Source organism: Sphingomonas melonis (assembly GCF_013409985.1).
Classification (GTDB): domain Bacteria; phylum Pseudomonadota; class Alphaproteobacteria; order Sphingomonadales; family Sphingomonadaceae; genus Sphingomonas; species Sphingomonas melonis_A.
Map to the genome: position 1 here is coordinate 848,498 of NZ_JACCBY010000001.1, position 23,977 is coordinate 872,474.

General features: G+C 63.0%; 24 protein-coding genes and 2 pseudogenes. 10 read left to right on the forward strand and 16 right to left on the reverse strand.

What is annotated here, in order from left to right:
• The first annotated feature begins 77 nt into the window (after positions 1 to 77).
• Both HD841_RS04165 and HD841_RS04170 read left to right on the forward strand, forming a co-directional pair.
• A complete protein-coding gene (locus HD841_RS04165; protein ID WP_179507593.1) occupies positions 78 to 887 on the forward strand; it encodes a DUF72 domain-containing protein in 810 nt (269 codons plus the stop codon).
• A gap of 21 nt (positions 888 to 908) precedes the next feature.
• Positions 909 to 1,946, forward strand: coding sequence for an ATP-dependent DNA ligase (locus tag HD841_RS04170; RefSeq protein ID WP_257015212.1), 1,038 nt, complete (start codon positions 909 to 911; stop codon positions 1,944 to 1,946).
• Between the two features lie 68 nt (positions 1,947 to 2,014).
• On the opposite strand, the gene HD841_RS04175 is transcribed toward HD841_RS04170, so the two are convergent.
• The 5 genes and pseudogenes from HD841_RS04175 to HD841_RS04190 form a co-directional block, all read right to left on the reverse strand.
• A complete protein-coding gene (locus HD841_RS04175) occupies positions 2,015 to 2,233 on the reverse strand; it encodes a DUF3734 domain-containing protein (RefSeq protein ID WP_179507595.1) in 219 nt (72 codons plus the stop codon).
• Positions 2,188 to 2,457 carry a patatin-like phospholipase family protein gene (locus tag HD841_RS20950; RefSeq protein WP_373562949.1) on the reverse strand — a complete coding sequence of 90 codons (270 nt, stop codon included), beginning with the start codon at positions 2,455 to 2,457 and terminating at the stop codon, positions 2,188 to 2,190. The genes HD841_RS04175 and HD841_RS20950 overlap by 46 nt, the downstream gene beginning before the upstream one ends.
• A gap of 23 nt (positions 2,458 to 2,480) precedes the next feature.
• A pseudogene (locus HD841_RS04180) lies at positions 2,481 to 3,059 on the reverse strand (patatin-like phospholipase family protein); the annotation flags it as partial.
• Positions 3,038 to 4,054, reverse strand: a complete 1,017-nt coding sequence (locus HD841_RS04185) for an SDR family oxidoreductase (RefSeq protein ID WP_179507597.1) — start codon at positions 4,052 to 4,054, stop codon at positions 3,038 to 3,040. The gene HD841_RS04185 and the pseudogene HD841_RS04180, both read right to left, overlap by 22 nt.
• 334 nt (positions 4,055 to 4,388) lie before the next feature.
• Positions 4,389 to 4,787 (reverse strand): winged helix-turn-helix transcriptional regulator, encoded by a 399-nt coding sequence (locus HD841_RS04190; RefSeq protein ID WP_179507598.1) that lies wholly within the window; start codon positions 4,785 to 4,787, stop codon positions 4,389 to 4,391.
• A gap of 87 nt (positions 4,788 to 4,874) precedes the next feature.
• Between HD841_RS04190 and HD841_RS04195 the strand changes: the two genes are divergently transcribed.
• Together HD841_RS04195 and HD841_RS04200 are read left to right on the forward strand one after the other, a co-directional pair.
• Positions 4,875 to 5,489, forward strand: coding sequence for an FMN-dependent NADH-azoreductase (locus HD841_RS04195; RefSeq protein WP_179507599.1), 615 nt, complete (start codon positions 4,875 to 4,877; stop codon positions 5,487 to 5,489).
• 110 nt (positions 5,490 to 5,599) lie between these two features.
• On the forward strand, positions 5,600 to 6,373 hold the full coding sequence (locus HD841_RS04200; RefSeq protein ID WP_218845419.1) for a dioxygenase family protein: 774 nt from the start codon (positions 5,600 to 5,602) through the stop codon (positions 6,371 to 6,373).
• Between the two features lie 235 nt (positions 6,374 to 6,608).
• On the opposite strand, the gene HD841_RS04205 is transcribed toward HD841_RS04200, so the two are convergent.
• On the reverse strand, positions 6,609 to 7,157 hold the full coding sequence (locus HD841_RS04205; protein WP_179507601.1) for a DUF7010 family protein: 549 nt from the start codon (positions 7,155 to 7,157) through the stop codon (positions 6,609 to 6,611).
• Positions 7,158 to 7,574: 417 nt separating this feature from the next.
• Entirely contained in the window at positions 7,575 to 8,561 is a 987-nt protein-coding gene (locus HD841_RS04210) for a DMT family transporter (RefSeq protein WP_373562923.1), read from the reverse strand.
• Positions 8,562 to 8,653: 92 nt separating this feature from the next.
• Between HD841_RS04210 and HD841_RS04215 the strand changes: the two genes are divergently transcribed.
• Positions 8,654 to 9,160: an Lrp/AsnC family transcriptional regulator gene (locus HD841_RS04215; protein ID WP_179507602.1), complete on the forward strand. Its 507-nt coding sequence runs from the start codon at positions 8,654 to 8,656 to the stop codon at positions 9,158 to 9,160.
• An 80-nt stretch (positions 9,161 to 9,240) separates the two neighbouring features.
• Here the strand turns inward: HD841_RS04215 and HD841_RS20665 are convergent, their stop codons facing one another.
• The 3 genes and pseudogenes from HD841_RS20665 to HD841_RS04230 all read right to left on the reverse strand — a co-directional run bounded on the left by HD841_RS20665 (position 9,241) and on the right by HD841_RS04230 (position 12,331).
• Entirely contained in the window at positions 9,241 to 10,182 is a 942-nt protein-coding gene (locus HD841_RS20665; protein WP_257015215.1) for an exodeoxyribonuclease III, read from the reverse strand.
• Positions 10,183 to 10,189: 7 nt separating this feature from the next.
• Positions 10,190 to 12,007, reverse strand: a pseudogene (gene ligD, locus HD841_RS04225) (DNA ligase D); the annotation flags it as partial.
• A gap of 132 nt (positions 12,008 to 12,139) precedes the next feature.
• Complete coding sequence (locus tag HD841_RS04230) at positions 12,140 to 12,331, reverse strand: DUF3606 domain-containing protein (protein ID WP_179507604.1); 192 nt, start codon at positions 12,329 to 12,331, stop codon at positions 12,140 to 12,142.
• 118 nt (positions 12,332 to 12,449) lie between these two features.
• Between HD841_RS04230 and HD841_RS04235 the strand changes: the two genes are divergently transcribed.
• On the forward strand, positions 12,450 to 13,259 hold the full coding sequence (locus tag HD841_RS04235) for a DUF72 domain-containing protein (protein ID WP_179507605.1): 810 nt from the start codon (positions 12,450 to 12,452) through the stop codon (positions 13,257 to 13,259).
• Positions 13,260 to 13,280: 21 nt separating this feature from the next.
• Positions 13,281 to 14,306: an ATP-dependent DNA ligase gene (locus HD841_RS04240; RefSeq protein ID WP_257015216.1), complete on the forward strand. Its 1,026-nt coding sequence runs from the start codon at positions 13,281 to 13,283 to the stop codon at positions 14,304 to 14,306.
• A gap of 176 nt (positions 14,307 to 14,482) precedes the next feature.
• On the opposite strand, the gene HD841_RS04245 is transcribed toward HD841_RS04240, so the two are convergent.
• The 4 genes from HD841_RS04245 to HD841_RS04260 all read right to left on the reverse strand — a co-directional run bounded on the left by HD841_RS04245 (position 14,483) and on the right by HD841_RS04260 (position 19,125).
• Positions 14,483 to 15,949 carry a protein adenylyltransferase SelO gene (locus HD841_RS04245; protein ID WP_179507607.1) on the reverse strand — a complete coding sequence of 489 codons (1,467 nt, stop codon included), beginning with the start codon at positions 15,947 to 15,949 and terminating at the stop codon, positions 14,483 to 14,485.
• A 302-nt stretch (positions 15,950 to 16,251) separates the two neighbouring features.
• Positions 16,252 to 17,484: an esterase-like activity of phytase family protein gene (locus HD841_RS04250; RefSeq protein WP_179507608.1), complete on the reverse strand. Its 1,233-nt coding sequence runs from the start codon at positions 17,482 to 17,484 to the stop codon at positions 16,252 to 16,254.
• Positions 17,481 to 18,926 carry a M48 family metalloprotease gene (locus HD841_RS04255; protein ID WP_179507609.1) on the reverse strand — a complete coding sequence of 482 codons (1,446 nt, stop codon included), beginning with the start codon at positions 18,924 to 18,926 and terminating at the stop codon, positions 17,481 to 17,483. Before HD841_RS04255 ends, HD841_RS04250 begins: the two co-directional genes overlap by 4 nt.
• Positions 18,927 to 18,930: 4 nt before the next feature.
• Entirely contained in the window at positions 18,931 to 19,125 is a 195-nt protein-coding gene (locus tag HD841_RS04260; RefSeq protein WP_179506858.1) for a hypothetical protein, read from the reverse strand.
• A 249-nt stretch (positions 19,126 to 19,374) separates the two neighbouring features.
• Between HD841_RS04260 and HD841_RS04265 the strand changes: the two genes are divergently transcribed.
• A complete protein-coding gene (locus HD841_RS04265; protein WP_179507610.1) occupies positions 19,375 to 19,902 on the forward strand; it encodes a DUF937 domain-containing protein in 528 nt (175 codons plus the stop codon).
• Between the two features lie 243 nt (positions 19,903 to 20,145).
• On the opposite strand, the gene HD841_RS04270 is transcribed toward HD841_RS04265, so the two are convergent.
• Positions 20,146 to 20,538, reverse strand: coding sequence for a DUF1622 domain-containing protein (locus HD841_RS04270; protein ID WP_179507611.1), 393 nt, complete (start codon positions 20,536 to 20,538; stop codon positions 20,146 to 20,148).
• 114 nt (positions 20,539 to 20,652) lie between these two features.
• Complete coding sequence (locus HD841_RS04275) at positions 20,653 to 22,083, reverse strand: L,D-transpeptidase family protein (RefSeq protein ID WP_179507612.1); 1,431 nt, start codon at positions 22,081 to 22,083, stop codon at positions 20,653 to 20,655.
• 524 nt (positions 22,084 to 22,607) lie between these two features.
• Here HD841_RS04275 and HD841_RS04280 point away from each other — a divergent pair.
• Both HD841_RS04280 and HD841_RS04285 read left to right on the forward strand, forming a co-directional pair.
• Positions 22,608 to 23,012, forward strand: coding sequence for a hypothetical protein (locus HD841_RS04280; protein ID WP_179507613.1), 405 nt, complete (start codon positions 22,608 to 22,610; stop codon positions 23,010 to 23,012).
• 142 nt (positions 23,013 to 23,154) lie between these two features.
• Positions 23,155 to 23,643 carry a Crp/Fnr family transcriptional regulator gene (locus HD841_RS04285; RefSeq protein WP_179507614.1) on the forward strand — a complete coding sequence of 163 codons (489 nt, stop codon included), beginning with the start codon at positions 23,155 to 23,157 and terminating at the stop codon, positions 23,641 to 23,643.
• The last annotated feature ends 334 nt before the right edge of the window (positions 23,644 to 23,977 follow it).

Consider the following 23,977-nt stretch of genomic DNA (forward strand, 5'->3'; position numbering starts at 1 on the left):
GGTTCCGCAACGACGCGTTCAGCGCAGGAAGAAATCCCGATGATGGAACGGTTTAGGTCGTGCGGGGTAGGTGGCCCATGTCGTCGCTGATCGGAACTGCTGGCTGGGCGATCCCGGCAAATGACAGGCCCTCGTTTCCAGCGGAAGGAACGGCACTGGAGCGTTACGCGGCGGTGATGCCCTGCCTTGAGGTCAACTCCTCGTTCCACAGGTCGCATAGACGGGGCACCTGGGAGCGCTGGGCGGCGTCGGTGCCTGACGGCTTCCGCTTCTCAGCCAAGATCCCAAAGGAGATCAGCCATGTCCGGCGGCTGGTGGATGCGACCGACGCTCTCGATAGGTTTCTTAGCGAGGCTGGCGGTCTCGGTGGCAAGCTCTTGGTCATCCTCCTGCAGTTGCCCCCGAGCTTCGCCTTCGATGTCTCCCTGATCTCCTCTTTCCTTAGGGCGGCTTCGTTGCGCACCGATGCCCGGATCGTCTGCGAGCCCCGCCATGCGAGCTGGTTCACGCAGGAGGCCGATACGCTGCTCGTCGACCATGAGGTCGCACGTGCCGCGGCGGATCCAGCCAAGGTGCCCGAAGCCGCGCAATCTGGCGGGTGGCGTGGCATCTCCTACCACAGACTGCATGGCTCACCTGTCATGTATCGATCGGCCTATGGGGAGGAGAGACTGCGTTCCTACGCGAGCGAGATCGCAGCGGATCTTGCCGCCGGACGGCAGACCTGGTGCATATTCGACAACACCGCCTCGTCGGCCGCGCTCGGCGATGCGCTGATCCTGATGCGGCTGCTCGGTTGCGCTTCATCGGCAACTCACCCCGTTCGAAGAGCGTCGACGCGCACTGAACGGGCGCAAGGGTCGGGTGTTCACAGACATGATCCGTAGAGCAGCCGGATGGAGAACAGCATGGTAGCGACCGATCTCCTTCCGATGGAGGCGAAGCTGGTACCCGACCTCCCGGAGGATGAAGGCTGGCAGTTCGAGCCCAAGTGGGATGGCTTCCGTGCCCTGATCTTCCGGCAGGGTGACGAAGTCGAGATCATGTCGAAGTCGGGAAAGCCTCTCAGCCGCTACTTTCCCGAGGTGGTCGAGGTGTTCCGGGAAGTCGACTGCAGCGCGTTCGTGCTGGACGGCGAGCTCATTCTGCCGCTCGGTGACGTGTTGTCGTTCGACGCGCTGCAGGCCCGTCTGCACCCGGCGGCCAGCCGCATCGAGCGTCTTTCGCGAGAGACGCCTGCTCAGGTCATGCTGTTCGACTGCCTGATGGTCGATGGACGGGATCTCCTCGGCCGAACTCTTTCCGAGCGCCGCTCGCATCTGGAAGGCTTCCACAGCTCCCATGGTGGGCCATCCATGCTGCTGTCGGACCGAACCTCCGACCTGTCCGTCGCGCAGTCGTGGCTCGCTCAAGGCGGAGGCGCTTTGGACGGCGTGGTCGCGAAGCGGATCGACGAGCCGTACCGTTCCGGCGAGCGCGCCATGCTGAAGGTGAAGCAGCATCGCACTGCCGATTGCGTCGTCGGCGGCTTTCGCCGCGTCAAGGATGGCGAGGGCGTCGCATCGCTGCTGCTGGGCCTCTACGATGACGCGGGTCTTCTCAACCATGTAGGCTTCACGTCCGGCATAGCTGCCGGCGAGCGCCTTGAGATGCTTGGCCGGTTGGAGGCGCTCATCGAGGCGCCGGGCTTTACGGGCAAGGCGCCCGGTGGACCGAGCCGGTGGAACAACGGCAAGGAAAGCGAGTGGGAGCCGCTCAGGAGCGAATTGGTCGTCGAGGTGGTGTATGATCAGGTCACCGGCGATCGGTTCAGGCACGGCACCAAGCTGCTGAGATGGAGGCCCGACAAGGCTCCGGACCAGTGCCTCATGGAACAGATGGTTTACGAGGTTCGTCCCGCGGAGCTCGCGACGATGAACCATGCGCCTGGTTCAGAACGGAAGTGAGGGGTACGTACGCTGACGGCCGTCTCACGATAGGAACGCCTGGCGCGAACGGCGGCTTCCACGTTGGGTTAGACGAGTGACAACCCGACTGCGTCGATCTTCAACGCTCCGTGATCCAATTTCTCGATCACGCCCATCCCTGCAGCGTAGCCAGCCGCCCAACGGCGCTCGACCGTCGGCCCGGAGAAGTCCAGTGCCTTGCCAGCGACCTCGTCATCCTGTTGCGTGTATTCGAGCCTGATCAGCGAAACGGCTCGGTCCTCCCGCGTCTCGTACTGCGTTGCCATCGCGCTACCGAACGCTTCGATTGAGCAGCGAAAATCAGGTCCTGCATCCGCCCTGCCGCTTCACCGAGCGTCGTGGGCAGCCGTCCATCGAGCGGCAGAAGGTCGACCGCGATGCAGAGCGTCGGACGCGATGGTGGATCGGACAGCACAGGGTCAAGAGGCAGGTTGGCCGAAAGGCCGCCATCGACGAACCAGCTCCCGTCGATCTCGACTGGAGGGAACAGGACCGGGAGGGGGCGGCGCTGGCACGTATGTGGTGAGCTCCGATTTTGTGAGTATCGGTATCGAAGATGGCGTCTTCACCCGTTTGCAGGTCGAGGGCCGTCGCCGTGAACCGGCAGGAGCCGTCGTTAAGCCTGGTGAAGTCGATGGCATCGTTGAGGGTGGCGGCAAGCTGCTCGGTCTCGAAGATGGAAGGACGGTCGATCGACCACGGCATCAGCGCCGATAGGAGCGGACCGAAGATGCCCGCTCGCCCGGCGATAGCCGTCCACGCCGCAGCCGCTGATCGACGGCTGGTCTCGAGGCCCGAAGAGAGCCACGGATGCGCCATGTCCATCGGTCCGATCACGTGCGGCCGCCAGAACGAGCGCAGCGCATCGATCCTGGCCTCGGGCCGCGAGCCTGCGATGAGCGCCCCGTTGATGGCGCCGATCGATGCGCCGACGATCCAGTCCGGCTCGAGGCCGTGGTTATGGAGCGCCTCGTAGACCCCGGCCTGGAAGGCACCCAGTGCGTTGCCGCCGCTGAGGACCAGCACGACCTCGAAGTCTCGGTCCGGATGCTCCGCACAGGCCATTCGAGTCACCTGCGCCTCGTCGACCATAGTCTGTGGGCCGCGGTCGCACCGGCCCCGAGGATCGCGAGCGCGAGCAGCGGCGAAGGTGCCTTCTGGATCTGCAAAGCGATGCTGGATCGTCGTGCACGGACCCTCTGGCTGCCGCGCAGCGCGTCGGTGCGGGGATGGTGCAGATTGTCCTGACGCGTCGCGTCGCCGGGATCATCAGGCTTCTGCTGCAGCGTGGTGCCCGTCATCTCCATAATGACATCAGTCAGCCGCGGCGCCATCTGCCCGAGCATCGACGAGAGCAGTCCGCCGCCACCTGCATACAAGGTGCGCCGGGGGTTGGCGCAGGCGAACAGGATCGCATCGGCGACCACGCTAGGCGCGTAGAGCGGCGGCGGCAGGCGCGCAGGTTCGTCCATGAAGTTGCGCGCATGTTCCGGGAAGGGCGTATCGATCGCGCCCGGCTTGATGAGCGTGACGGAGATGCCGGTCTTCTCCCGTTCGAGCTCCATCCGCAGCGTGTCCGTCAGCGCCTGCGCTGCATGCTTGGTCGCGCAGTACGGCCCCTGCTGCACGATCGAGCGATCGCCGAGGATGGAGCCGACGTTGACTATCGCGCCACCGCCGCGCGCGCGCAGATGGCGCGCGGCTGCAAGCGAGCCGTGAAGCATGCCGAAGTAGTTGACGTCGAAGACTCGTCGGTGGTCCTCCAGCGGCACCTGCTCGAGCGTACCGTAGGTGCCGACACCAGCATTGTTGACCCAGCTGTCAAAGCCCCCGAACGCCTCGATGGCGGTATCGACGACCCGGTCGATAGCAGAGGCATCGCTGACGTCGGCGACGCATGTCGCAACACGACCCCCGCTGCTCGCGAGACGGAGCCGCAGATCTTCCAGCGCGATCGCGTTGCGGGCGACGGCTACGACTGCCGCTCCCTGCGCGAATGCCTCCTCGACCGTCGCCAAGCCGTTGCCGCTTGTCGCACCCGTCACGACGATGACCTGCTCGCGCAGTGGTTTCAGTCTCATCGTCATCATCCATCCTATTGGCGCAGCCCGGACGGCCCGGTTGAGTTGACGCTCCAACGCACGCGGACGGTGATCGACGCCACGACGATGCTAATTGCGTACTGCTACTTCGCTATGCTCCTGACTTACTTATAAGCGTGGCTCAAGGCGTCGTACGTGGTTCCGGTAGCCCGACCACGATGAACGAGCGTCCGCTTTCGGAAAGGGGAAAGATGCTGCTGAATGACCGCAATTGGGTCTCAACAGCATCTGAGTGCGCCGTGCTCCTGAGGCAGGCTTAAGTGGACCTGCCAAGTCTGCTGTCGCTACAGAGCGTCCGATCGAATGGGCGGCCGCCGGTTCAACTTTCAGGTGCCCTGGCGTCGAACATCGCCTGTGCCGCAGCGATCCGTCCGAGATGCTCGAAGGCCCAATCCCCGAGTATCTTGACCGGCCCTGCAAGGGACTGGCCAATGTCCGTCAACTCATAATCGACCCGCGGCGGGATTGATGGTGTCACCGTGCGGGTCACCAAGCCGTCGCGTTCCATGTTCCGCAGTGTCAGGGTGAGCATCCGCTGCGAGATGCCGTCGATGCCCCGCTTGAGCTCGTTGAACCGGTAACCGCGCTCGCGAAGCAAGATGATGATCAAGACTGTCCACTTGTCACCAATACGACTGAGCACCTGAGTGATCTTCAGGCAGGAGCGCGTATCACGCCGCTCCGCAGGGATATGCGCGGCAGGTTCGGTCACATCCATGTGCCTCCGGTTACAAAATTGTGCGTTCTTGTGGGGCGGCTTGGGTGGGCACATACCATAACCGAGGCAATAATCGGAACTGGTCCCATGAAAATCCTTCACATCGACAGCAGCATCACCGGCGCACAGTCCGTATCGCGCCAACTCTCCGCGGCTGTCGTCGAACGGCTGGGCGGGGACGGCAAGCATGAGGTGACCTACCGCGACGTGGCTGCCGACGAACTGCCGCACTTCACCGCCGTGACTGCGCCCTCGGCTCACCCTTTGTCGCAGGCGGTGCCCGTGCTGGACGCCGCCCAGCAGGCACAACGAGCGACCAGTGACGCGATCCTTGTCGAGTTCCTGGATGCCGACGTCGTCGTCATCGGCGTCCCGATGTACAACTTCACCGTTCCGTCCGAGCTGAAGGCCTGGATCGACCGGGTGATCGTGCCCGGAACGACCTTCCGGAAAGGCGAGACCGGACCCGAAGGCCTCGCAGGCAATAAGCGGGTCATCCTCGCGGTCGCTCGTGGTGGCGTCTATGCGGCCGGGTCGCCCTTCGCACCCGCCGAACATGCCGAATCGCTCCTGCGTTCGCTGCTGGGCTTCATCGGGGTGACCGAGATTGAGACGGTTGTGGCCGAGGGGCTTAACTTTCCCGAAGCCCGGAACTCCGCGATTGCCTCCGCGCGCGACGCAGCCCGGCAGCTCGCTGCTTGATCCCCGGACGACACTCTCGCATCAGGCGGACAGCGGTGGCATCTCAGCGACTCCCAACCTATTTTCTATCGCACGGGGGCGGTCCTTGGCCCTGGATCAAGGACCTACGCCTGGGTGCGTACGATCAGCTCGAACAGTCTCTTCATGATGTTCGCGCGGAGCTTGGCGAGCTGCCCCGCGCGGTGCTGATGGTTTCTGGCCATTGGGAAGCCGACCGGTTCCTGCTGTCCTCAGCAGACCGGCCGCCGATGGTGTACGACTATTCCGGCTTTCCCGAGCACACCTACCGAATCCGCTACGATGCGCCGGGCGACCCTGCGCTGGCCGAGACTGTCCGCGCCATTCTCGACCGTGGCGGCGTGCCAGCCGGGCTCGATCCGCAGCGTGGTTACGATCATGGTACCTTCAGTCTGATGCACACGCTGTACCCCGAGGCTCAGCTGCCGGTGGTGCAACTCGCGCTCAAGGCCGACTTCGTTCCTGCTGAGCATCTGCGGGTGGGCGAGTTGCTGGCGCCGTTGCGCGACCAGGGCGTGCTGATCATCGGCAGCGGCTTCAGCTACCATGACGTGCGCGGGATCATGAGCGGCAGAGGCAAGCTCGCGTCAGCGACATTCGACGCCTGGCTGAAGGACACGCTGATCCACTCGGCGCCTGAAGACCGCACAAGAAGGCTGATGGATTGGTCAAGCGCTCCGGCTGCTCGTGCCGCGCATCCCCGTGAGGACCACCTCATTCCACTGATCGTCGCCGTTGGTGCTGCAGGCCGGGATGCGGGTGCACGTGTCTATTACGAGCAGGCCTTCATGGGCGCGATCACCGCATCAAGTTATCGATTCGGTGAACCGGTGGTGTCTGCGACAGCGCACGAACTGGTAGCGTGACCTGATCGTCCAGCGCCCCCATCGCTCCCGCGCGGCCCGCAGGTCGGCGCTGCGAGGACGTGTCCCACTTGGTGCCTGAATGTACGGCTGGTTCCGGGAACACGCAAATACCGCCCAAATGACCGCAATTGGGTCTATCGCAACCATAGGGCAGGGGCCGTCGCTGACGCCCAAGAGTGGACATTCCAACACTGATGCTGGGAGGCTCGTTAAAGCGTCAACGCGTGCTGGTGCCTCAAGGGGTAAGCGGTCGCGACCGACGGTTGCGTGCCAGAAAGAAGCCCGCGAACATCACCTCAATCCCTCCAACCGCAAATCCTGGAGACAAGGGCAGCGGGGCTCCAACGAAGATAACGAGCAAGCCAATTCCCGTCATCAAGCCTGCCAACAACCAAAACAGAGGGTCGCCGTAGATAGTCTTGAACACGGCGTAGCGGGTTCCAGCGGCGATTGCCGCAACCGGAAAGACGTATTCCGCGCGGAGGGGGATCAATAGCCAGGCGGCAACAAGACCGCCGATCATGGCAATGGTGCTCTCCAGCGCAGCGCCCACCAGCGGGTTGCCAGTGGCTTCCTTCGTACGACCGAACAAGGTGCGACACAGGACAGTGCTGACCGGATGGATAAGCATCCCGCCTATGAAAAGCACCGTGAAACCGCGCTCGACCCCTTGGCTCTGCGCTGTACTCGCCGCTGTCAACCACACCAGTCCTGAAACCAACAAACCTGGCCCCCCGTCGACGTAGGCGCGGCGGAAATCCTGCTGAGCGTCATTTATATGCATTCTACCCCCTGAGTAGCCGCAAGCATGGCGGAATCGATTTCAGCTATCCACACAGTACGAGACACTCAGCCCGTCAACATTGCTTTAAGTGATCCGCCATTGCGAGATGAACGAACGGCAGAAAACGGGAAGCGGCCTGACAGCCTCGAACGGCCGGTTCTGCGTCTTCGCAACAGCTGAGCGGCTGGCCGCCGTAGGGCCGATCTTGGCCGCTTACTGTGCGTGTCACGTCGTCGAAACGTGCTGTCTCGGGAAGCCCGCGGCTTTTCCGTTTCTCCGTCTCCACGTGTCCGTTCTCGGAAAGTGCATTCGGGACGGGTTTCGGAAAAGCGGACTTTAGGAACGACCGGCCACGCGATCAGCGAGCATGCCTTTCTCGTTCCGGGTTCCCTCTCGGGAAGGCTGGGTAGCGGATGGTCATGTAAACTGCTTGCCCGCGACAGGCTGGGTCGGTGGGGCGTGGCGCCGGTGAGCAGCGATACAGGTCAGGACGCTTGCTACGACCAGGACGAAGGCCGCAACCTCAAGCAGCACCGGCGGGCGTCGTTCCCACAAGAAGCCGTACAGCAAAGCGAACAGCGTCTCGAACAAGATCATCTGGCCAATCAGGGTCAACGGCAGCAGGCGGCTCATGCGATTCCACAACGCGTTGCCGAGGATCGAAGCTGCGACCGCGACGATGATCGACACGGCGCCGAATTGCATCCAGGCCCCGGCTGCGTGCCGGATCGGCTCAACGGCTGCACTGACCGGGAGCAGTGCCAGGGCCTGCGCGCCAGTGACAATGCCAGTCAGCAGGTTCCAATCGTGAACAGATACACGATCAAGGCGATTTAGCGCGCGGGTGTTTCCGACCGCATAGGCTGTCCAGGCGACAAGCGCTCCGATCGCGCAAGCGAAGCCGATCAACTCGCGGCCGGCATCACCAGTGGCGGGGCGGCCGAGCGCCTGCCACCCTATGCACACCGCACCGGCCGCGCAGAGCAGCAGCGAGGGCACAAGGCGGGTGAGCGGCCGGGCGTCGCGGTCGCGGCTGCCGATGATCGTCACGGCGACGGGAAGGAAGCCGATGACAAGCGAGGTCGGGGCGATGCCTGCGTTCTGCACCGCGGTCGATAATAGGATGTAGTAAAGCGTATTGCCGGCAAGCGACAGCCAAACGAGCGCCAGCCAGTCACGCCTTGCCAGCGTGCCGACGAGCGCGCGCCAGCGAGGCGCGATCAGCAAGGCCGAGATGATGCCGTAGGCAAGATAGCGACCAATCGCGAGCTGGAGCGGGGTGAAGTCACGGACCAGCTCCGGGGCGAGGAACACAAGGCCCCACAACGCGCCGGCCCCCATGCCGCAGGCGATCCCGAGAGTGGTTCGATTGGTGCCGGCGTGGCCGGGGGGCGATATGATCACGTCTAAACCTCGGTGCTGATGCAGGATCGTATCATCACCGTTGCGAGCGGTGCGCGCTTGCTTGGCCGCCCAAATGCAACAATTATGCACCCATGCCACGCACGCTGTCAGCCCGCCGTCCTTCCCTGGACGCCTTCGATCGCGCAATCCTGCGCATAGTCCAGCGCGACAACAAGACGCCGCAGAGGACGATTGCAGAGTCGGTGAACCTCTCCGCCGCAGCGGTCCAACGTCGGATCGCGGCTATGGAGGACGCAGGCGTTATCATGTGCAACGTCGCAATCGTTGATACGGTAGCCGTGGGGTTGGCAATTACCTCCATCGTTGAGGTTCATCTAATCGACGAGCGATCAGCCACTGTGGACGCTGCGAAAACGCTGTTTCGTAACGCGCCAGAGGTCCAGCAGTGCTACTACGTCACCGGCGGGATCAGTTTTGTGCTTGTGATCGTCACGTCCGACATGGCTGCCTACGAAGCAACCACCCGACGCTTGTTCGCGCAGAACGATGCGGTGGCAAGCTTTCGCAGCCTCATAGCACTCGATCGCATCAAGGCTGGCGGCGAACTCGTGATCCCGACTGATTGTAACCGGGCTTGAGCGAGCTTTCCCGTTATACCATGCCGATCGGGAACGCTCGGGCCGTCTTGATCACCGTTGGTTTGCAGGACCCCGGCGGATTAGTGCATCGTCGGGCTATCGAACCCCGTCTGCATCTCAAGCCTCCGCTCGCCAGCGCGGGTTTGTGCGCCCGCGTTGAATTGCTTGGCCATGAGCTGGCCGGTCACCGGCTTGAACACCAATCTCATCCCGCCTTGCTCTCGCGCTTGAAGCCGTCGGCAAGGTCGACGTGCGGCACTGCCAGCTTCGCGGCAGCGATCACACCGTCCGGGAAGCAGCGATTCGCGGCCAGCGTGGCGACGAACGCGTCCGGTTCGCCCGCCGGCAGGGTGCGGTTGATCCAGCCGTAGCCCGGCCATTCCGGCATCGAACAGTTCGGAGCCGAGGATCACCTCCAGGGTCGTGCGCGGGACATGCGCTGTTCGAGATACTGGGTCGCGCCTCCGCCAGGGATGATGCCCATCAGCGCTTCGCATTAGGCGAGGCCGGCCATGCCGTCCGCGGCGAAGGCCATGTGGATAGCGGTGATAGCCGTCGGCTTCCGTTGGCATGACGTTGAAGTCGCCGGCGAGCACTACCGGTAGGCCGCTCTTCAACAGCGTCGCCGCGTGTGCGATGAGCTTCTCGAACCAGGCGAGCTTGTAGTCGAACTTGGGACCGGGCCGGGGGTTGCCGTTCGGCAGGTAGAGCCCGCCGATGATTATGCCGTTCACCGCGGCCTCGATGTAGCGGCTCTGCGTCGGATCGGGATCGTCCGGCAGCCCGCGCCGCGTCTCGTGGATCTCTCCAGCCCGGCTGAGGATTGCGACGCCGTTCCAGCTCTTCTGGCCGTGCCAGATCGCGTCGTAGCCGAGGTCGCGGATCGCGGTCGCCGGAAACTTCTCCTGCGGCGCCTTCAGCTCCTGCAGGCAGACGATGTCCGGCTGCTCTTCCTCCAGCCAGCGCAGCAGCACAGGCAGGCGGCCGTTGACGCCGTTTACGTTGTAGGTGGCGATCTTCATGGGCTTGTCAGAGATCCGGCAGGACCTGGTCGGCGCGTCCCCAGCCGGCGAGCGCCTTCGAGCCTGCACGCTTCACCAGTTCGGCGGCATCGCCGACATGCCAGTGCGCCGGCTTGTCGATCGTCTCCATCTCCTCCCAGGTGACCGGCACGGCGACGGGGGCGCCGGCTCGGGCGCGAACGGCGTAGGGCATGACCGCCGTCGCACCACGCTGATTGCGGAGGTAGTCGACGAAGATGCGGCCCTTTCGCTGCGCCTTCGGCAATGCCGCCGTGAAGTTGTCCGGGTCGCTCTGCGCTACGGCCATTGCCAGGCGGTGGGCGAAGTCCTTCACTTCCGGCCACTCGGCTTGCGGGGTCAGCGGAGCGATCACGTGCACGCCCTTGCCGCCGGTGACCATCAGAAAGGTCTCCAGGCCGATCTGCTTCAGGATGTCACGAAACTGGAACGCGGCCCGTCGCACCGCCTCGAAGTCGAGCCCTTCGTCCGGGTCGAGGTCGAAAACGAGCCGGTCCGCCTTTTCGACATCCTCGATGCGGGCGCCCCAGCCATGGAATTCGATCGTCCCCATTTGCACGCAGGTGAGCAGGCCATCGGGCGTGTCGACGTAGAGGTACGGCTCCTCATGACCGTCCTTTTCCAGGATCGCGACATGATGCACGTTAGTGCCGAAGGTGCCGGCGTCGTGCTTCTGGAAGAAGCACTTCTTCGCCCGCCCTTGTGGGCAGCGGATGAGACTGATCGGTCTGCTGCCGACCCAAGGCAGCATGATCGGAGCGACGGCCGCATAATGGCCCGCGAGCTGACCTTTGGTGATGCCGCCCTCCGGATCGATGACGCGGTCGCGGTTGGTGATGACGACGCTGGATGCGACGTCGTCAGCTACGGCTGCGACCGGCAACTCCGTCTCGAGCACCACGGCTTCCGCCTTCTTGTCGGCGCGCAAGCCGAGATAGCTCGGGTGGCGCAGCGTGCCGCCGTTCGTCATCTCGGTGTAGGCGATCTCAGCCACCAGCGTCGGTCTAATCCAGTGCGCGCCCTTCACCGCCGCGCGCGGCGCCTTAACGGGGACCTCTTCGCTGGCGAGCGGTTGCATCAACTCGCCGAGCCTCAGGATCTCGTCGGCGTCGAAGCCGGTGCCGACCTTCCCTGCATAGCGGAGCTTGCCGTCCTCGTGGACGCCAAGCAGCAGCGAGCGGAAGCCACGGCCCTTGTCCGACGATGTCCAGCCGACGATCACGAATTCCTGCCGCTTGATGCACTTGGTCTTGAGCCAGGTGCCGGCTCGCGATCCGACGTAGGGCGCATCGGCACGCTTGGAGATGACGCCCTCCAGACCGGCTGCGCAGAACTTCTCGAACAGCGCCTCGCCCTTGCCGACGATGTGATCCGAATAGTGGATCGGGCCGGAGTTCCCTCCAAGGAGCTTCGCCAAACGTTCCTTGCGCTCGATCAGCGGCAGGCCGGTCATGTCCTCGCCGTCAAGACTGAGGAGATCGAAGGCGTAGAACTCGAGCCGGCTCGGCTCGGCCTTGATCGCGGATTGCAAAGCCTGAAAGTTCGTGCGGCCGTCGGTGCCGATGACGACGACCTCGCCGTCGATCAGTGCCGAGCTCGACGGGAGGCGTCCGGCCGACGTGACGATCGGCTTGAACTTGTCCGTCCAATCCAGCCCGGATCGCGTGAAGGCGTGGGATGAGCCGCCACCGACACTGAGTAGACAGCGGTAGCCGTCGTACTTCATCTCGTGAAGCCAGCGGTTTCCCTCAGGCACCTGGTCAACCAGTGCGGCGAGCTGCACGGGTTGGAACGGAGGCGCTGAAGCGCCAGCTCTTGAACCTCCCGAAGCGCCTGCCTCATCAGAGCTGCTGTGCCTTCGTGCCATGTGATTAGCGCCCCGGATGCACTACGAGCAGGGTGCGGCCGAACGGGCCGGGAGGTTCGGGACGAACCTTGGTCACTTGCCCTTCTTGAGCTTTGCGGCAGCCTCGTCGAGCTTATCGCGATCGTTACCCAGCTCCTTGATGAGGTCTTGCGCCTGCTGTCTGGTGATGTCGTGCTTTTGGGCGAAGTAGCTCACTTCGTAACCTTCTCCTCCGGCAACCCGGGCGCGGTCGCCCGCGCCGCGCTTGCTCTTGTCGTCAGCCATGGATCTTCTCCTTGACGGTAAAAGGAACGGCCGTTCGAACTGGTTCCGAAACGACGCGTTCAGCGCAGCAAGAAATCCCGATGATGGAACGGTTTAGGTCGTGCGGGGTAGGTGGCCCATGTCGTCGCTGATCGGAACCGCTGGCTGGGCGATCCCGGCAAATGACAGGCCCTCGTTTCCAGCGGAAGGAACGGCACTGGAGCGTTACGCGGCGGTGATGCCCTGCCTCGAGGTCAACTCCTCGTTCCACAGGCCGCATAGACGGGGCACCTGGGAGCGCTGGGCGGCGTCGGTGCCTGACGACTTCCGCTTCTCAGCCAAGATCCCAAAGGAGATCAGCCATGTCCGGCGGCTGGTGGATGCGACCGATCCGCTCGACCGCTTCCTCGACGAGGTAGGAGGTCTCGGTGGCAAGCTCTCGGTCATCCTCCTGCAGTTGCCCCCGAGCTTCGCCTTCGATGCCTCCCTGATCTCCTCTTTCCTTAGGGCGGCTTCGTTGCGCACCGATGCCCGGATCGTCTGCGAGCCCCGCCATGCGAGCTGGCTCACGCAGGAGGCCGATACGCTGCTCGTCGACCATGAGGTCGCACGTGTCGCAGCGGATCCAGCCAAGGTGCCCGAAGCCGCGCAACCTGGCGGGTGGCGCGGCATCTCCTACCGCAGACTGCATGGCTCACCTGTCATGTATCGATCGGCCTATGGGGAGGAGAGACTGCGTTCCTACGCGAGCGAGATCGCCGCGGATCTTGCCGCCGGACGGCAGACCTGGTGCATATTCGACAACACCGCCTCGTCGGCCGCGCTCGGCGATGCGCTGATCTTGATGCGGCTGTTCGATTGCGCTTCATCGGCAACTCACCCCGTTCAAAGAGAGTCGACGCTCACTGAACGGGCGCAAGGGTCGGGCGTTCACAGACATGATCCGTAGAGCAGCCGGATGGAGAACAGCATGGTGTCGACCGATCTCCTTCCGATGGAGGCGAAGCTGGTATCCGACCTTCCGGGTGAGCAAGGCTGGCAGTTCGAGCCCGAGTGGGACGGCTTCCGTGCCCTGATCTTCCGCCAGGGTGACGATGTCGAGATCATGTCGAAGTCCGGCAAGCCGCTCAGCCGCTACTTTCCCGAGGTGGTTGAGGTTTTCCGGGAAGTGGACTGCAGCGCGTTCGTACTGGACGGCGAGCTAATCCTGCCCGTCGGTGACGTGTTGTCGTTCGACGCGCTGCAGGCCCGTCTGCACCCGGCCGCCAGCCGCATCGAGCGCCTTTCGCGCGAGACGCCGGCCCAGATCATGCTGTTCGACTGCCTGATGGTCGGTGGACGGGAGTTGCTTGCGCTACCTCTTTCCGAGCGCCGCTCGCATTTGGAAGGCTTTCACCACTCCCATGGTGGGCCATCCATGCTGCTGTCGGATCGAACATCCGAATTGTCCGTCGCGCGGTCTTGGCTTGCCCAAGGCGGAGGTGCTTTGGACGGCGTCGTCGCGAAGCGTATTGACGAGCCGTACCGATCCGGCGAGCGGCTCATGCTGAAGGTGAAGCAGCATCGCACTGCCGACTGCGTCGTCGGCGGCTTCCGCCGCGTCAAAGATGGGGAGGGCGTCGCATCGCTCCTGCTGGGCCTCTACGATGACGCCGGTCTCCTGAACCATGTCGGCTTCACCTCCGGCATAGCCGCCGGCGAGCGCCTCGAGATGCTTGGCCGGCTGGAGCCTCTCATCGAGGCACCCGGCTTCACCGGCAAGGCGCCCGGTGGCCCCAGCAGGTGGAACAACGGCAAGGAGAAGGATTGGGAGCCGCTCAGGAGCGAGCTGGTCGTCGAGGTGCTCTACGATCAGGTAACCGGCGACCGGTTCAGACATGGTACCAAGCTGCTGAGATGGAGGCCCGACAAGGCTCCGGGTCAGTGCCTCATGGAACAGATGGTTCACGAGGTTCGGCCCGCGGAACTTACGACGATAAAGCGCTCTGAGGCATGACAGGCGAAGGCTAGCAGCTGGATGAGATCGCTTGTGGACAGCCGTTAGAGGCTGTCACCATTGGAAGCCGGAGTCAGTTGTCGATGTGTGTCTGAGTTACAGACTGCCGCGGCATCATCGCCCTCGATCAATTGAAGAAGGCCGTTCGCGCTGCGCCGGCAAGCGTCCGTTGCGGTTCAGGTCCCGCAGAAGGTTGCCGCTACACGTTCATGCGGCAAGGGAGGTTCGGCGAACGTTTTAGCGTCGAGCTGATCGTCGAACGGACGCGAGAGTATGTCCAGCAATCGGTGGAACGGCGAGAAGTCGTTTCGCTGAACCGCGGTTTCGATCATCGCTTCGACCTGATGGTTGCGCGGAATGAAGGCGGGATTGACCCGATCCATCGACGCACGACGACTTTCGGCATCCCGCGTTTCCCGGGATAGCCGCAGGCGCCATGCCGCAGCCCAGCCGTCGAAGGCCGTCGGATCGATGAACAGCGCGCGTACCGGTTCATCCTGCCCGATCGCCGCCGAGCCAAGATTGCGGAAGAAGAGGGTGAAGTCGACGGTGTTGTCCTTGAGACGGGTCAGGACGTCGTCGATGAGGTTGATGTCGCCGGGCTCGTCGGACGCCAGGCCGATCTTGCGACGTAGCCCGTCGAAGTAGGCCGTCTCGAACGCCGGGCCGAAGCCGGCCAAGGCATCCTGCGCGTCCTCGATCGCCGTATCCTGCTGGTCGGCAAGGAGCGGCAGTAGCGTCTCGGCGAAGCGCGTCAGGTTCCAATGCGCGATCCGCGGTTGATTGCCGTAGGCGTACCGCCCCGTCCGATCGATCGAGCTGAAGACGGTGGCGGGATCATAGGCATCCATGAACGCGCAGGGGCCAAAGTCGATCGTCTCGCCCGCAACCGACATGTTGTCGGTGTTCATCACGCCATGGATGAAGCCGACCAGTAGCCATCGAGCCACCAGATCGACTTGGGCGGCGATCACGGCGTCGAGAAGCGCACGATAGGGTGACGTGGTTGCTGCAGCCGCCGGATGGTGGCGCGCGATGACGTGGTCGGCGAGCAGCCGGAGCGCCTCCACGTCCTGGCGTGCCGCGAAGTACTGGAAGGTGCCGACACGGATATGGCTCGACGCGACACGCGTCAGCATCGCTCCCGGCAGACGGGTCTCGCGCTCCACCAAATCGCCGGTACTGACCGCAGCGAGGGCGCGCGTCGTCGGGATGTTCAAAGCCGCCATGGCCTCGCTGACAAGATACTCCCGAAGCACCGGACCGAGCGCCGCGCGCCCGTCGCCACCGCGGGAGAAACGGGTACGGCCGGCACCCTTCAGCTGGATGTCACGACGACGGCCTTGTCGATCCACCACTTCGCCAAGGAGGATGGCGCGTCCATCCCCAAGCTGTGGCACGAAGTTGCCGAACTGGTGTCCGGCATAGGCTTGCGCGATGGGCTCTGTTCCCTCCGGCAACACACGGCCCGAGAGCATATCGAGGCCGCCGGTGCTCTTCAGCCATGCCGGATCGATGCCAAGCTCAGCTGCGAGTTGATCGTTGATGCGGATCAGCTTGGGAGAGGGACTTTGCAGCGGCCGAGTGGCTGCGAAGAACCGCACCGGCAACTGGGCGTAGCTATTATCGAAGGCGATGTTCATCGTGCTGATAACATCCTGCAAATCTTGAAGTTTCCTGCCGCTGACCCATATCCGGTGTCCTGTTCAACAACGGAAAAGGAGGTGGTCGAATGTCTCATTGTCACATGCCGCTGAATGCGGATCGTCAGAGCTCGACCGGCCTCATGGTAGGTCGCAGCTTCTAGCGGATCTGGCCGTCAGCGGCCGGCAATGGAAGGGCCGTTCCAGCGAGGGAGCGGCCCTTCGTGCGTCTGAGCGCGGGGGAGGGACATCCGTTTTGCTGCCCGCGCAACGATGCAGGCCCGCCAAGAACGTGATCGTGGTCAACGTGATAGCGGCGCGTCGAATGAAATTCGCCAGAAGCAGGTCTCCGCTCCCTCTACGCCGAAGTCATTGTCGTTGACCAACAGCAATGAATCGGACCCAAGCATGACCATACCTTCGAGGTCTGCCGAGATCTGTGGGTGGTTGTCCGTACTCATGACCAACGACTTCGGTAATGTCGGCATCAGCCACTCGCTTGGAGCTGCGCTGAGCTGCTCCAGGGTGGGCCGGTGCGACACGTCGAGATGCTCGGCTGAAAGTTCGCATGCGGCATCGATCTGGCACCGGTAGATCTTGCTGGTCGCGGAACCACGTTCTAGCACGAAAAGACTGCCGTCTGTCAGCCAGAGGATCTCGCTGACCTTGATGTCGCCGCGCTCGAACGGCCCCGCCTGCACGTCCCGACGAAACGTTGAGGGGGCATCGAGCGGATAGGCATATTGCGCCACGACGCGGCCTTCCGGCAGCGCCAGCCGCCATATGCGGACGTGACGACCGTTGCGGTGCGCTTCCTCGTCGGGATGCGCCAGGGGGCTTTGGAACGCGAGCATCAGCCAGCGCTCGTCCGGAGATACGGCCAGCGCTTCGAAGCCACGATTGAGCTGCCGTCGGGTTGCGATCCGGGGAAGATCGGCCAATTCGACACCAGCATCGTCGAGCGCTGAACTGGCCGGCAGGAGGCGCCTGGTCATCCTGCCGCTGGCATCGAAGTGCACGAGGGCTGGGCCGAACTCGTCTCCGACCCAGAAGCTGCCGTCGGACAGGACCGCCAGTCCTTCGCTATCCATGCCGTAGGGATCCGGTGGCAGGGGCTCTCCCGAAAGGTCAAAGACGGGCTCGGACAGCAGGGCATCACTCCCCGGATGGGCGAGGCCGCTCAGCGGCGTGCCGTCGGATGTTGCGAGCCTCAACTCGCGAATAAGCCGGACTTCGTTTCCGACGATTTCGAATTGCGCAGTCGCCGGACCGATCGCGGGCTGCGGCATGATCTTCGCGCCAGGCAAGTCGCGGAGCGGCGCAAGCTGATGCAGTCCGTATCGCTCGACTGCCGCCTCGACTTTCAGGTTGGGGCCGCGATCGCCCGCCGCCCAGAAGACGGTGGGCGCATCGCCGCTCCGGCGGGCAAGTCCGGAGCCATAGCCTATCCGCAGGATCATCTGCCCCGCTGGGACATCGATCGTCTCTATGATGGGATCCGTCCAGATGAGGCGTTCCACGCTCGTGACGTTCATGAGGCAAAGTCCTTTGCAAGGCGCACGATCTTCACGCGCGTTCCGGCCTTCGGCGATTGCCCCGCAGCAAGTCCGTTCAGCATGAGGAAGAGATCGCGTGGTGCGGGATCCGCCATCAGACCGGCCACGCGTTCCGACGTATTCCCAGGCGGCACGGAGATCGTCTGAATAACACGCGGGCGCAGCCGCGCGACTTCATCGACCGACAGCAGTCGGAAGGAGCCGAACAGGCGGTCGAGGCCAGCTTCACCCTCGCTCCCCGCCGGCGCCAGTGCGATGAAATGGTAGGCCGCGCCACCTCCTGCATCGTACGCCGCGATGACGAGCGGCACCGCGCCATTCTGCGCCTGGATCGTGATGTGCACTATTGCAGCGGGCAGGCCGTTGATAACGTCCTGACCTGAGCGTACCACCGTGGCCGCCGCCTGACCGACGATGTGCGCTGCCAGAGCCTCTGCATAGGCTTCAACACCGGCCTCCGACAGGCGCCCACCGCCGAACTCGCCGACCACGCCGCCCGGACCCGACAGTCTGATGGCCTGCGGGCTGTTGGTGAGGGTGAAGCCGGGTGGTGCCTCGAAGCCGATGCGCATGACCGGATGCGCGAACTGCCGGCCGCTGACGAAGCCCTGCTCCGGATCGTCGCCAAAGAGCATGCCATCGACGGCGCCGAGATACGCTGCCTCGTTTTCCGGCAACGCGTTGTCGGCGAGTCCTGTTTCGACTGCGATCTGCTCTGCACGATCGATACGGTTGCGGGTCAGCGGATGGCTGAGCGTCCACTCTGGCAAACTGCGGGCATCGCTGCCGTCTTGAACCTTGGCCGTGTATGCCTCGTTCCGGCCAAGTGACTCCAGCATCTCGGCAGCGGCATGGACGTCATACCCTGCCTCCTGCAGATAGCCGACGCCGAGTGCATCCGCCTGATACTCCTGACCGCGCGAGTAGCGCTGCGTGAAATATTGTGCGGCTTGCCCCGCCAGCCGGGTGAGCCGTTCCGAACCGGTCAGCCCTGCGGCGAGCACCCCCAGACTGCGCCACAGCGAGCGTCGTTCTTGGCGTTGCGCATGGCGGGCGACGATATGGCCGACCTCGTGGCCGAGCACCGATGCCAGTTCCGCCTCGCTGTTCACGATCGCGAACAGCCCCCGCGTCACGTAGATGTAACAACCGGGTACCGCGAACGCGTTGGCCACGTCGCTGTTGACGAGGGTGAAGGTGCAGGCGCTCTCCAGTCCTGCGGCAGCAGCGACACGGGCGCCGACGGTCCGCACGTAAGTGGCCTCGTCATGCTCGTAGGCACCGCCAAATTCGGCAAGCAGCCGTGGATGTTGCTCGGCCCCGTAGGTGCGCTCTGCCTCGGTGACGCCAGGCGCCGTATCGTTTTGCGGTGCGCTGCAGGACGCCAGTAGCAGCGCGGCGGTCAGGATCATCTTCTTCATCAAATCAGAGCCAGCCGAGGAGGTAGAGCAGCAGCACTGTCAAGCTGGCTGAGATTAGCAGTGATCCGACGCAGCCGAGGCGCCGCGAGAAAAAGAAGAACATGATCTGGTCACTCCAGCTCGGCTTAACGGCCCGCCGACCGGGTGGTTCGATCACGGACGCAAACCATGCAACGATCGACGTCGCGATCTTGCGCATAAACACGGCGCTCGTTGATGCGTGCGATGTTCGCCTGTGGTGCAGGGGAGCGAGGTAGTGTCACCAGATCGGACGGGGGCGGTAGGCCAAAGGTTCGATCTCAGCTTGGCTCCTGATATAAATGGCGAAACGGCGTCACCTGAGGGCGCGGAATCACAGTGACATCGATGGTCGGTTCTTCCTCCGCTTTTTCCGGCGGAGCCAATGCGACTCTGCGAAGGTTTAAGGGCTTCCTATTGGGAGGCTGAGATGAACCTAAACGAGCTGCTGCCGAGCGGCGGGATCGAAGCACTAGCTAGCCAGCTAGGCATACCGCCCGAGCAGGCTCGCCGCGGAGCGGAAGCACTATTGCCCTCCGTTCTGGGCGGGATGGGTGACAACTCGGCGCAGCTGGACAATCATGTCAACGCGCTCGGCGGCCCTGACCTGGCCAAGAATGTCGTCGGTAGCGAGCCTACCCAGGTCGAGCGGGGCAATCAGTTTCTCGGCGGCATCTTTGGATCGAAAGAGGTCAGTCGCGAGGTGGCTGGACATGCAGCGCAAAACAGCGGCCTTGATCCAGCACTTCTGAAGCAGATGCTGCCAATCTTGGCGATGTTGGTTGCTGGACATCTCGCGGAACGTTCCGGCGGGCAGCAAGGTGGCTTAGGCGGGATCCTTGGATCTGTGCTTGGCGGACTTGCCGGCACGGGGGTTGGGAGTGGACAGCTTGGCGGAGGCGCTCTCGGAGGTGGCCTCGGGGGCATCCTCGGAACGATACTTGGCGGGCGTCGCTAACTCAAGGCAGGGCCTGCGCCCCGGAATTAACCAACAATCCAGGTTCTCAAATGAGACCCACCTACCATTGAGAATGTGGCACAGATCGCGTAGCCGCGTGCTCCTGAGCCGGCTGGTCCCACCTGGCCGGGTAATCGGGGCCACCTGATGTCGCTTTACGGCGGCGCTGCGCGGATCCATTAGATCCGCTGAGCTGAACGTCCACATGTGGGTCATCCGGAACAATGATAAATTGCTCCGGGTTCAGTCATTCTGATCGCCGTCGTACGGCGCTCCCTGGGCCGATCGTCGTTTCTGCCACGGCCAGCGCCCGTCTACCTCGACTTCGAGCGAGAAGCTTAGAAAGGTCCTGATCAGTACGATGCCAGCTAGGACGAGCAGGCTCTCGATCGTCGGCTCAACCGCCACCGTGTTTATGATGTCCGCCGCGACCAGGAACTCCAATCCGAGCAGGATCGATTGGCCAAGACCCGAGCGAAAGTCGGCGACCAACGTCGCCCGGCTTCTCGCGCCTTTGACCAACCCGATCAGGAAGGCCGCGAGCGTTCCGAATGCGCCCACAACAATGATCGCCGTGCCAACAATCTCAACGGAGCTTGTCGCCAGGTGAATCCAGCCGCTTTCGCTCGTGATCATGACGCTTCACGCCTCAATGGCAACGATCGCGAAAAATGCCGCGTGAGCTTAGTCATCGCAAGGGTCAACGAGGGTTCGAGATTGCCAGGGGGCGAGAGCTGCGATGTGACCGGGTCACGGCCCCTCGTCGCTGGCACGCGTCTCGACGCGTAGCGCCTTGCCGGCCTTGAAGCCTAGCGCCGCGCCGACGCGGTCGTCCCAGCCATAGGGATCGTTGCGCACGATCGGCTCGCCCGCGTCGTCGAACAGCACCGTTTGGTACAGCATCCTCACCGGGATCTGTCTCGGCAACTTGACGAACCTCTCCTTGCCGGTGCTGTGCGCCTGATGCCATTGATCGGTCACGCCCTCGTCGCGCGCCAGTATTTCGGCAAAGCCGAGCGCATCGTCGATGCGGACGCAACCGTGGCTGCGCTGCCGCTGGATCATCGCAAACAGCTGTTTGGCCGGCGTATCGTGTAGGTAGATCGCCTGATCGTTGAGCATGTCGAACTTGACGAGGCCGAGCGAATTCTTCGCTCCCGGCTGCTGCACCAGCCAGCCATCCTTGCGTGCGATGTTGTTGGCCCTGAGATAGGCAGCGCCCTTCGCCGCCGTCTCGCCCTCGATCGAGCGCGGGATCGTCCAGGTCGGGTTGGCAACCAGGCGGAAGATCGGAGAGCCGAGCTGCGGCGTCTCGCGGTCGGGTTCGCCCACCACGACCTTGCGGCTGTCGGCGATCTCGCCGTCGCGCCAGTAGGTCAATCGTGCCGCAGCGAGATTGACGTCGATCCGTGTCGCGGGCGGGGTCCGCTCGAGCCAGCGCAGCCGCTCCATCGCGATCGCAACCGCGCGCGCGCGATCGATATCGGACATGTTGAGGATCGCGAGTGCCGCGCTGCCGATAACGCCATCGGGCTTCATGCCATAATCGGCCTGCATCTCCTGCACCGCCTTAACTATAGCGGGCGTATAGCGACTGCCCTGTGCCACTCCCTGAACCAAATAGTCGAGGATCACGAGTTCACGCGCAACCGTCGCGATGCGCGGATCAGTGGCACCGGGCTTGATCGCCTCGCCGGTGAGGGGAATCGCAGGAGTCGGCGCGCCGGGCTGCTGACGTAGCGCAAGATAGGCCTTCGACAGACGATGGTAGTTCTGATCGGCAGGCGCGAGACTGGCGAGCCAATCCTTCACATTGTTTGCGCCCAAAGCGGTAGCCAGCCCGGCGCGCAGGTCTGGGTCAGGACGCGGTACGGTGTACACGTCGTACAACTTGGTCGGGTCGGTCGCGCCGTGCGCCAGGGCGGAAGCGTAGGCGAGCGCCTGCTTCGTAATGCCTGCCTCGTCACTTGCGTCGCTGAGAAATGGCATCTGGTCGAGCCCGTGCGCCGCCCGCGCATCGATCGCCTGGCGCAACTGCGCGCGGGTATCTTTGGTCCACTGCGCCGCTACGGCGGGTTCGCTCGCATTCGAACTTGTTGATTGATTGTCGGGCACCACACTGACGCTGCATCCCGCCAGGAGCAACGCAGCTGCCGATAGTTTGCCCCATTGTGCGTGCACGCTTGACCCCTGTCGTTACGATACCAGAGCGCGCGCGCTCGCCGTCTGCTTCCGCACAGAGCGCGCGGCCTCTGTCAACACCTGGCAGGTGTTATTGCAAGAATGTTAAGGAGTTCCCCATCTGTGAGCTCACAAGCTGGGAGGGACGGTTGATCCACCGCGGTCGAAGTTAAGGAACGGCAGAACGCGGCAAGCTGCAAGTGGGGAGGCCGCCTCGAATGTCGGCTCTTGGGTCGGTATAGATTCAATCCGCTTTAGGGCGTGTCTCGTGGCTCTAGGTGTGCTTGGAAATTCCGGCCGGAGTTCGCCGCTGACAGCGGCATGCCGGTCTTCAACGGGATGTATTACGCGCCTCGCTGTTTAAATTTAGAAGAGAAGAAGACCGCAACGCGCAAGCTAGTGTTGCCACCCATGAAACACAGCTAGGACGGGTCTAATTGATATTGCTATCAGTGCCCCCGAAGCGTGGGTCCAGCCGGCACGTATATGCTTGTCTTCACTGCTTGGGTCAGTACAGCGCGAAGATGATCAAGTACCTGATACGCTGCAAATGGCGTCACCAGCATTGCATGATTGCTGGATTGCGATTGAAAGACCCGACTGGATCGTGCCATCAAAAGCAGTGGAACGCGCAGATTTACAAGGATGTCGCCGGCTATGAAGCCAGCAGCTTCGAAGAGGTCAAGATCGATCACTGCCGCAGTAGGCGGCGTGCGCAGGCGTTTGACCACCTCATTGGCCTCATCGATCGAACGTGCGGGCCCAAGGATCTGCGCACCTGCCTGAACCAAAGCAGTCTCGATATATCCACTTCGGAAGGCGTCACCTTCAATGATGAGGATAAGGCGCCCTTGCAGTGGATCATGCATCTGGTTCATCCACCTGTATTAATTCGCCATTATCGTGACGCGACCAACCCACGTCAGTGATCCAGACTAAATCGAATAGCTTTAGATCAAGGCCGCTGCTGAGCGTCCCAGTCGGCTGGCGTGGGGTTGATCATCGATCGAAACCTAGGCTGCGTCGCTCTCGCTTGTCATGGCGCGTAAGCGGGATATCATTTCGTGGATAATGTACCGGACGGCGTCCACCTTATCCTCAGGGGGCTGGGGTGCCAGCTATACGATTTTGCCGGACGGGTCGCGGCGGATCACCGCAGTGCTGCTGCCCGGTAACTTCTGCGACCTGCACGTCACCACGCTTCAATCGATGGACCACAGCGTTACGGCACTGGCTGAATGCGAGGTCGCTTACATCGACAGCGGTCTCCTTGAAGAGGCGACGCGTTCCATTTCAATCCTGACGCGCGCCTTGTTGCGCTCGACGTTGGTGGATGAGGCAATTTTGCGACCGTGGCTGGTTAGTTGGGGACCTCGGGATGCCTTTGAAGGGCTTGGTCACCTGCAATGGGAGTTGCACTTGCGGGCGCAAGCGGTCGGGCTCGTGTCTGACAATCGTCTCAGCATACCCATGACGCAGGAGGGCCTTGGCGATGCCACCGGTCTTACCCTCGTTCACGCAACCGGGTCGTCCGGCGGTTGCGGCAAGAAGGTATGCTGACGATGAGTGGCGGTACGTTCGACGTCCTCGACATGGTAGCGCTGCAACGTGCCTGTGGTTTCGATCCTCGCTACCTGCACCTGCGTTCGGGGTTGCCCGAAGGATAAGGGCGTGTTCGCTGGGCGGTGCTTGGGTCAGGACTCATTGGTCATAGCCAGAAGGCGACGGTGGTCGCGAAAGCAATGGTGGAGAAGAAGAAGGCGTAGGTTCGAGAACTCATTGTGCAGTAATTAGGTTTCATGAACGTCTTGATGAGGAAGCGCGGATGAGCGCCAGAGGGGTAAAGCCCTATGTGGCGCGAAGATGAATTATCGTCTGAAGTTGGGGGCGAACA

Bases quoted from the DNA above. Each gene is read 5' to 3' on its own strand.
- HD841_RS04280 (WP_179507613.1), top strand. From the start codon at position 22,608: ATGATCAAGTACCTGATACGCTGCAAATGGCGTCACCAGCATTGCATG.
- HD841_RS04235 (WP_179507605.1), top strand. From the start codon at position 12,450: ATGTCGTCGCTGATCGGAACCGCTGGCTGGGCGATCCCGGCAAATGAC.
- HD841_RS04205 (WP_179507601.1), bottom strand. From the start codon at position 7,157: ATGCATATAAATGACGCTCAGCAGGATTTCCGCCGCGCCTACGTCGAC.
- HD841_RS04245 (WP_179507607.1), bottom strand. From the start codon at position 15,949: ATGAACATCGCCTTCGATAATAGCTACGCCCAGTTGCCGGTGCGGTTC.
- HD841_RS04230 (WP_179507604.1), bottom strand. From the start codon at position 12,331: ATGGCTGACGACAAGAGCAAGCGCGGCGCGGGCGACCGCGCCCGGGTT.
- HD841_RS04195 (WP_179507599.1), top strand. From the start codon at position 4,875: ATGAAAATCCTTCACATCGACAGCAGCATCACCGGCGCACAGTCCGTA.
- HD841_RS04250 (WP_179507608.1), bottom strand. From the start codon at position 17,484: ATGAACGTCACGAGCGTGGAACGCCTCATCTGGACGGATCCCATCATA.
- HD841_RS04260 (WP_179506858.1), bottom strand. From the start codon at position 19,125: ATGCGCAAGATCGCGACGTCGATCGTTGCATGGTTTGCGTCCGTGATC.
- HD841_RS04190 (WP_179507598.1), bottom strand. From the start codon at position 4,787: ATGGATGTGACCGAACCTGCCGCGCATATCCCTGCGGAGCGGCGTGAT.
- HD841_RS04240 (WP_257015216.1), top strand. From the start codon at position 13,281: ATGGTGTCGACCGATCTCCTTCCGATGGAGGCGAAGCTGGTATCCGAC.
- HD841_RS04265 (WP_179507610.1), top strand. From the start codon at position 19,375: ATGAACCTAAACGAGCTGCTGCCGAGCGGCGGGATCGAAGCACTAGCT.
- HD841_RS04185 (WP_179507597.1), bottom strand. From the start codon at position 4,054: ATGACGATGAGACTGAAACCACTGCGCGAGCAGGTCATCGTCGTGACG.
- HD841_RS04170 (WP_257015212.1), top strand. From the start codon at position 909: ATGGTAGCGACCGATCTCCTTCCGATGGAGGCGAAGCTGGTACCCGAC.
- HD841_RS04270 (WP_179507611.1), bottom strand. From the start codon at position 20,538: ATGATCACGAGCGAAAGCGGCTGGATTCACCTGGCGACAAGCTCCGTT.
- HD841_RS04215 (WP_179507602.1), top strand. From the start codon at position 8,654: ATGCCACGCACGCTGTCAGCCCGCCGTCCTTCCCTGGACGCCTTCGAT.
- HD841_RS04285 (WP_179507614.1), top strand. From the start codon at position 23,155: ATGTACCGGACGGCGTCCACCTTATCCTCAGGGGGCTGGGGTGCCAGC.
- HD841_RS04165 (WP_179507593.1), top strand. From the start codon at position 78: ATGTCGTCGCTGATCGGAACTGCTGGCTGGGCGATCCCGGCAAATGAC.
- HD841_RS20665 (WP_257015215.1), bottom strand. From the start codon at position 10,182: ATGAAGATCGCCACCTACAACGTAAACGGCGTCAACGGCCGCCTGCCT.
- HD841_RS04175 (WP_179507595.1), bottom strand. From the start codon at position 2,233: ATGGCAACGCAGTACGAGACGCGGGAGGACCGAGCCGTTTCGCTGATC.
- HD841_RS04255 (WP_179507609.1), bottom strand. From the start codon at position 18,926: ATGAAGAAGATGATCCTGACCGCCGCGCTGCTACTGGCGTCCTGCAGC.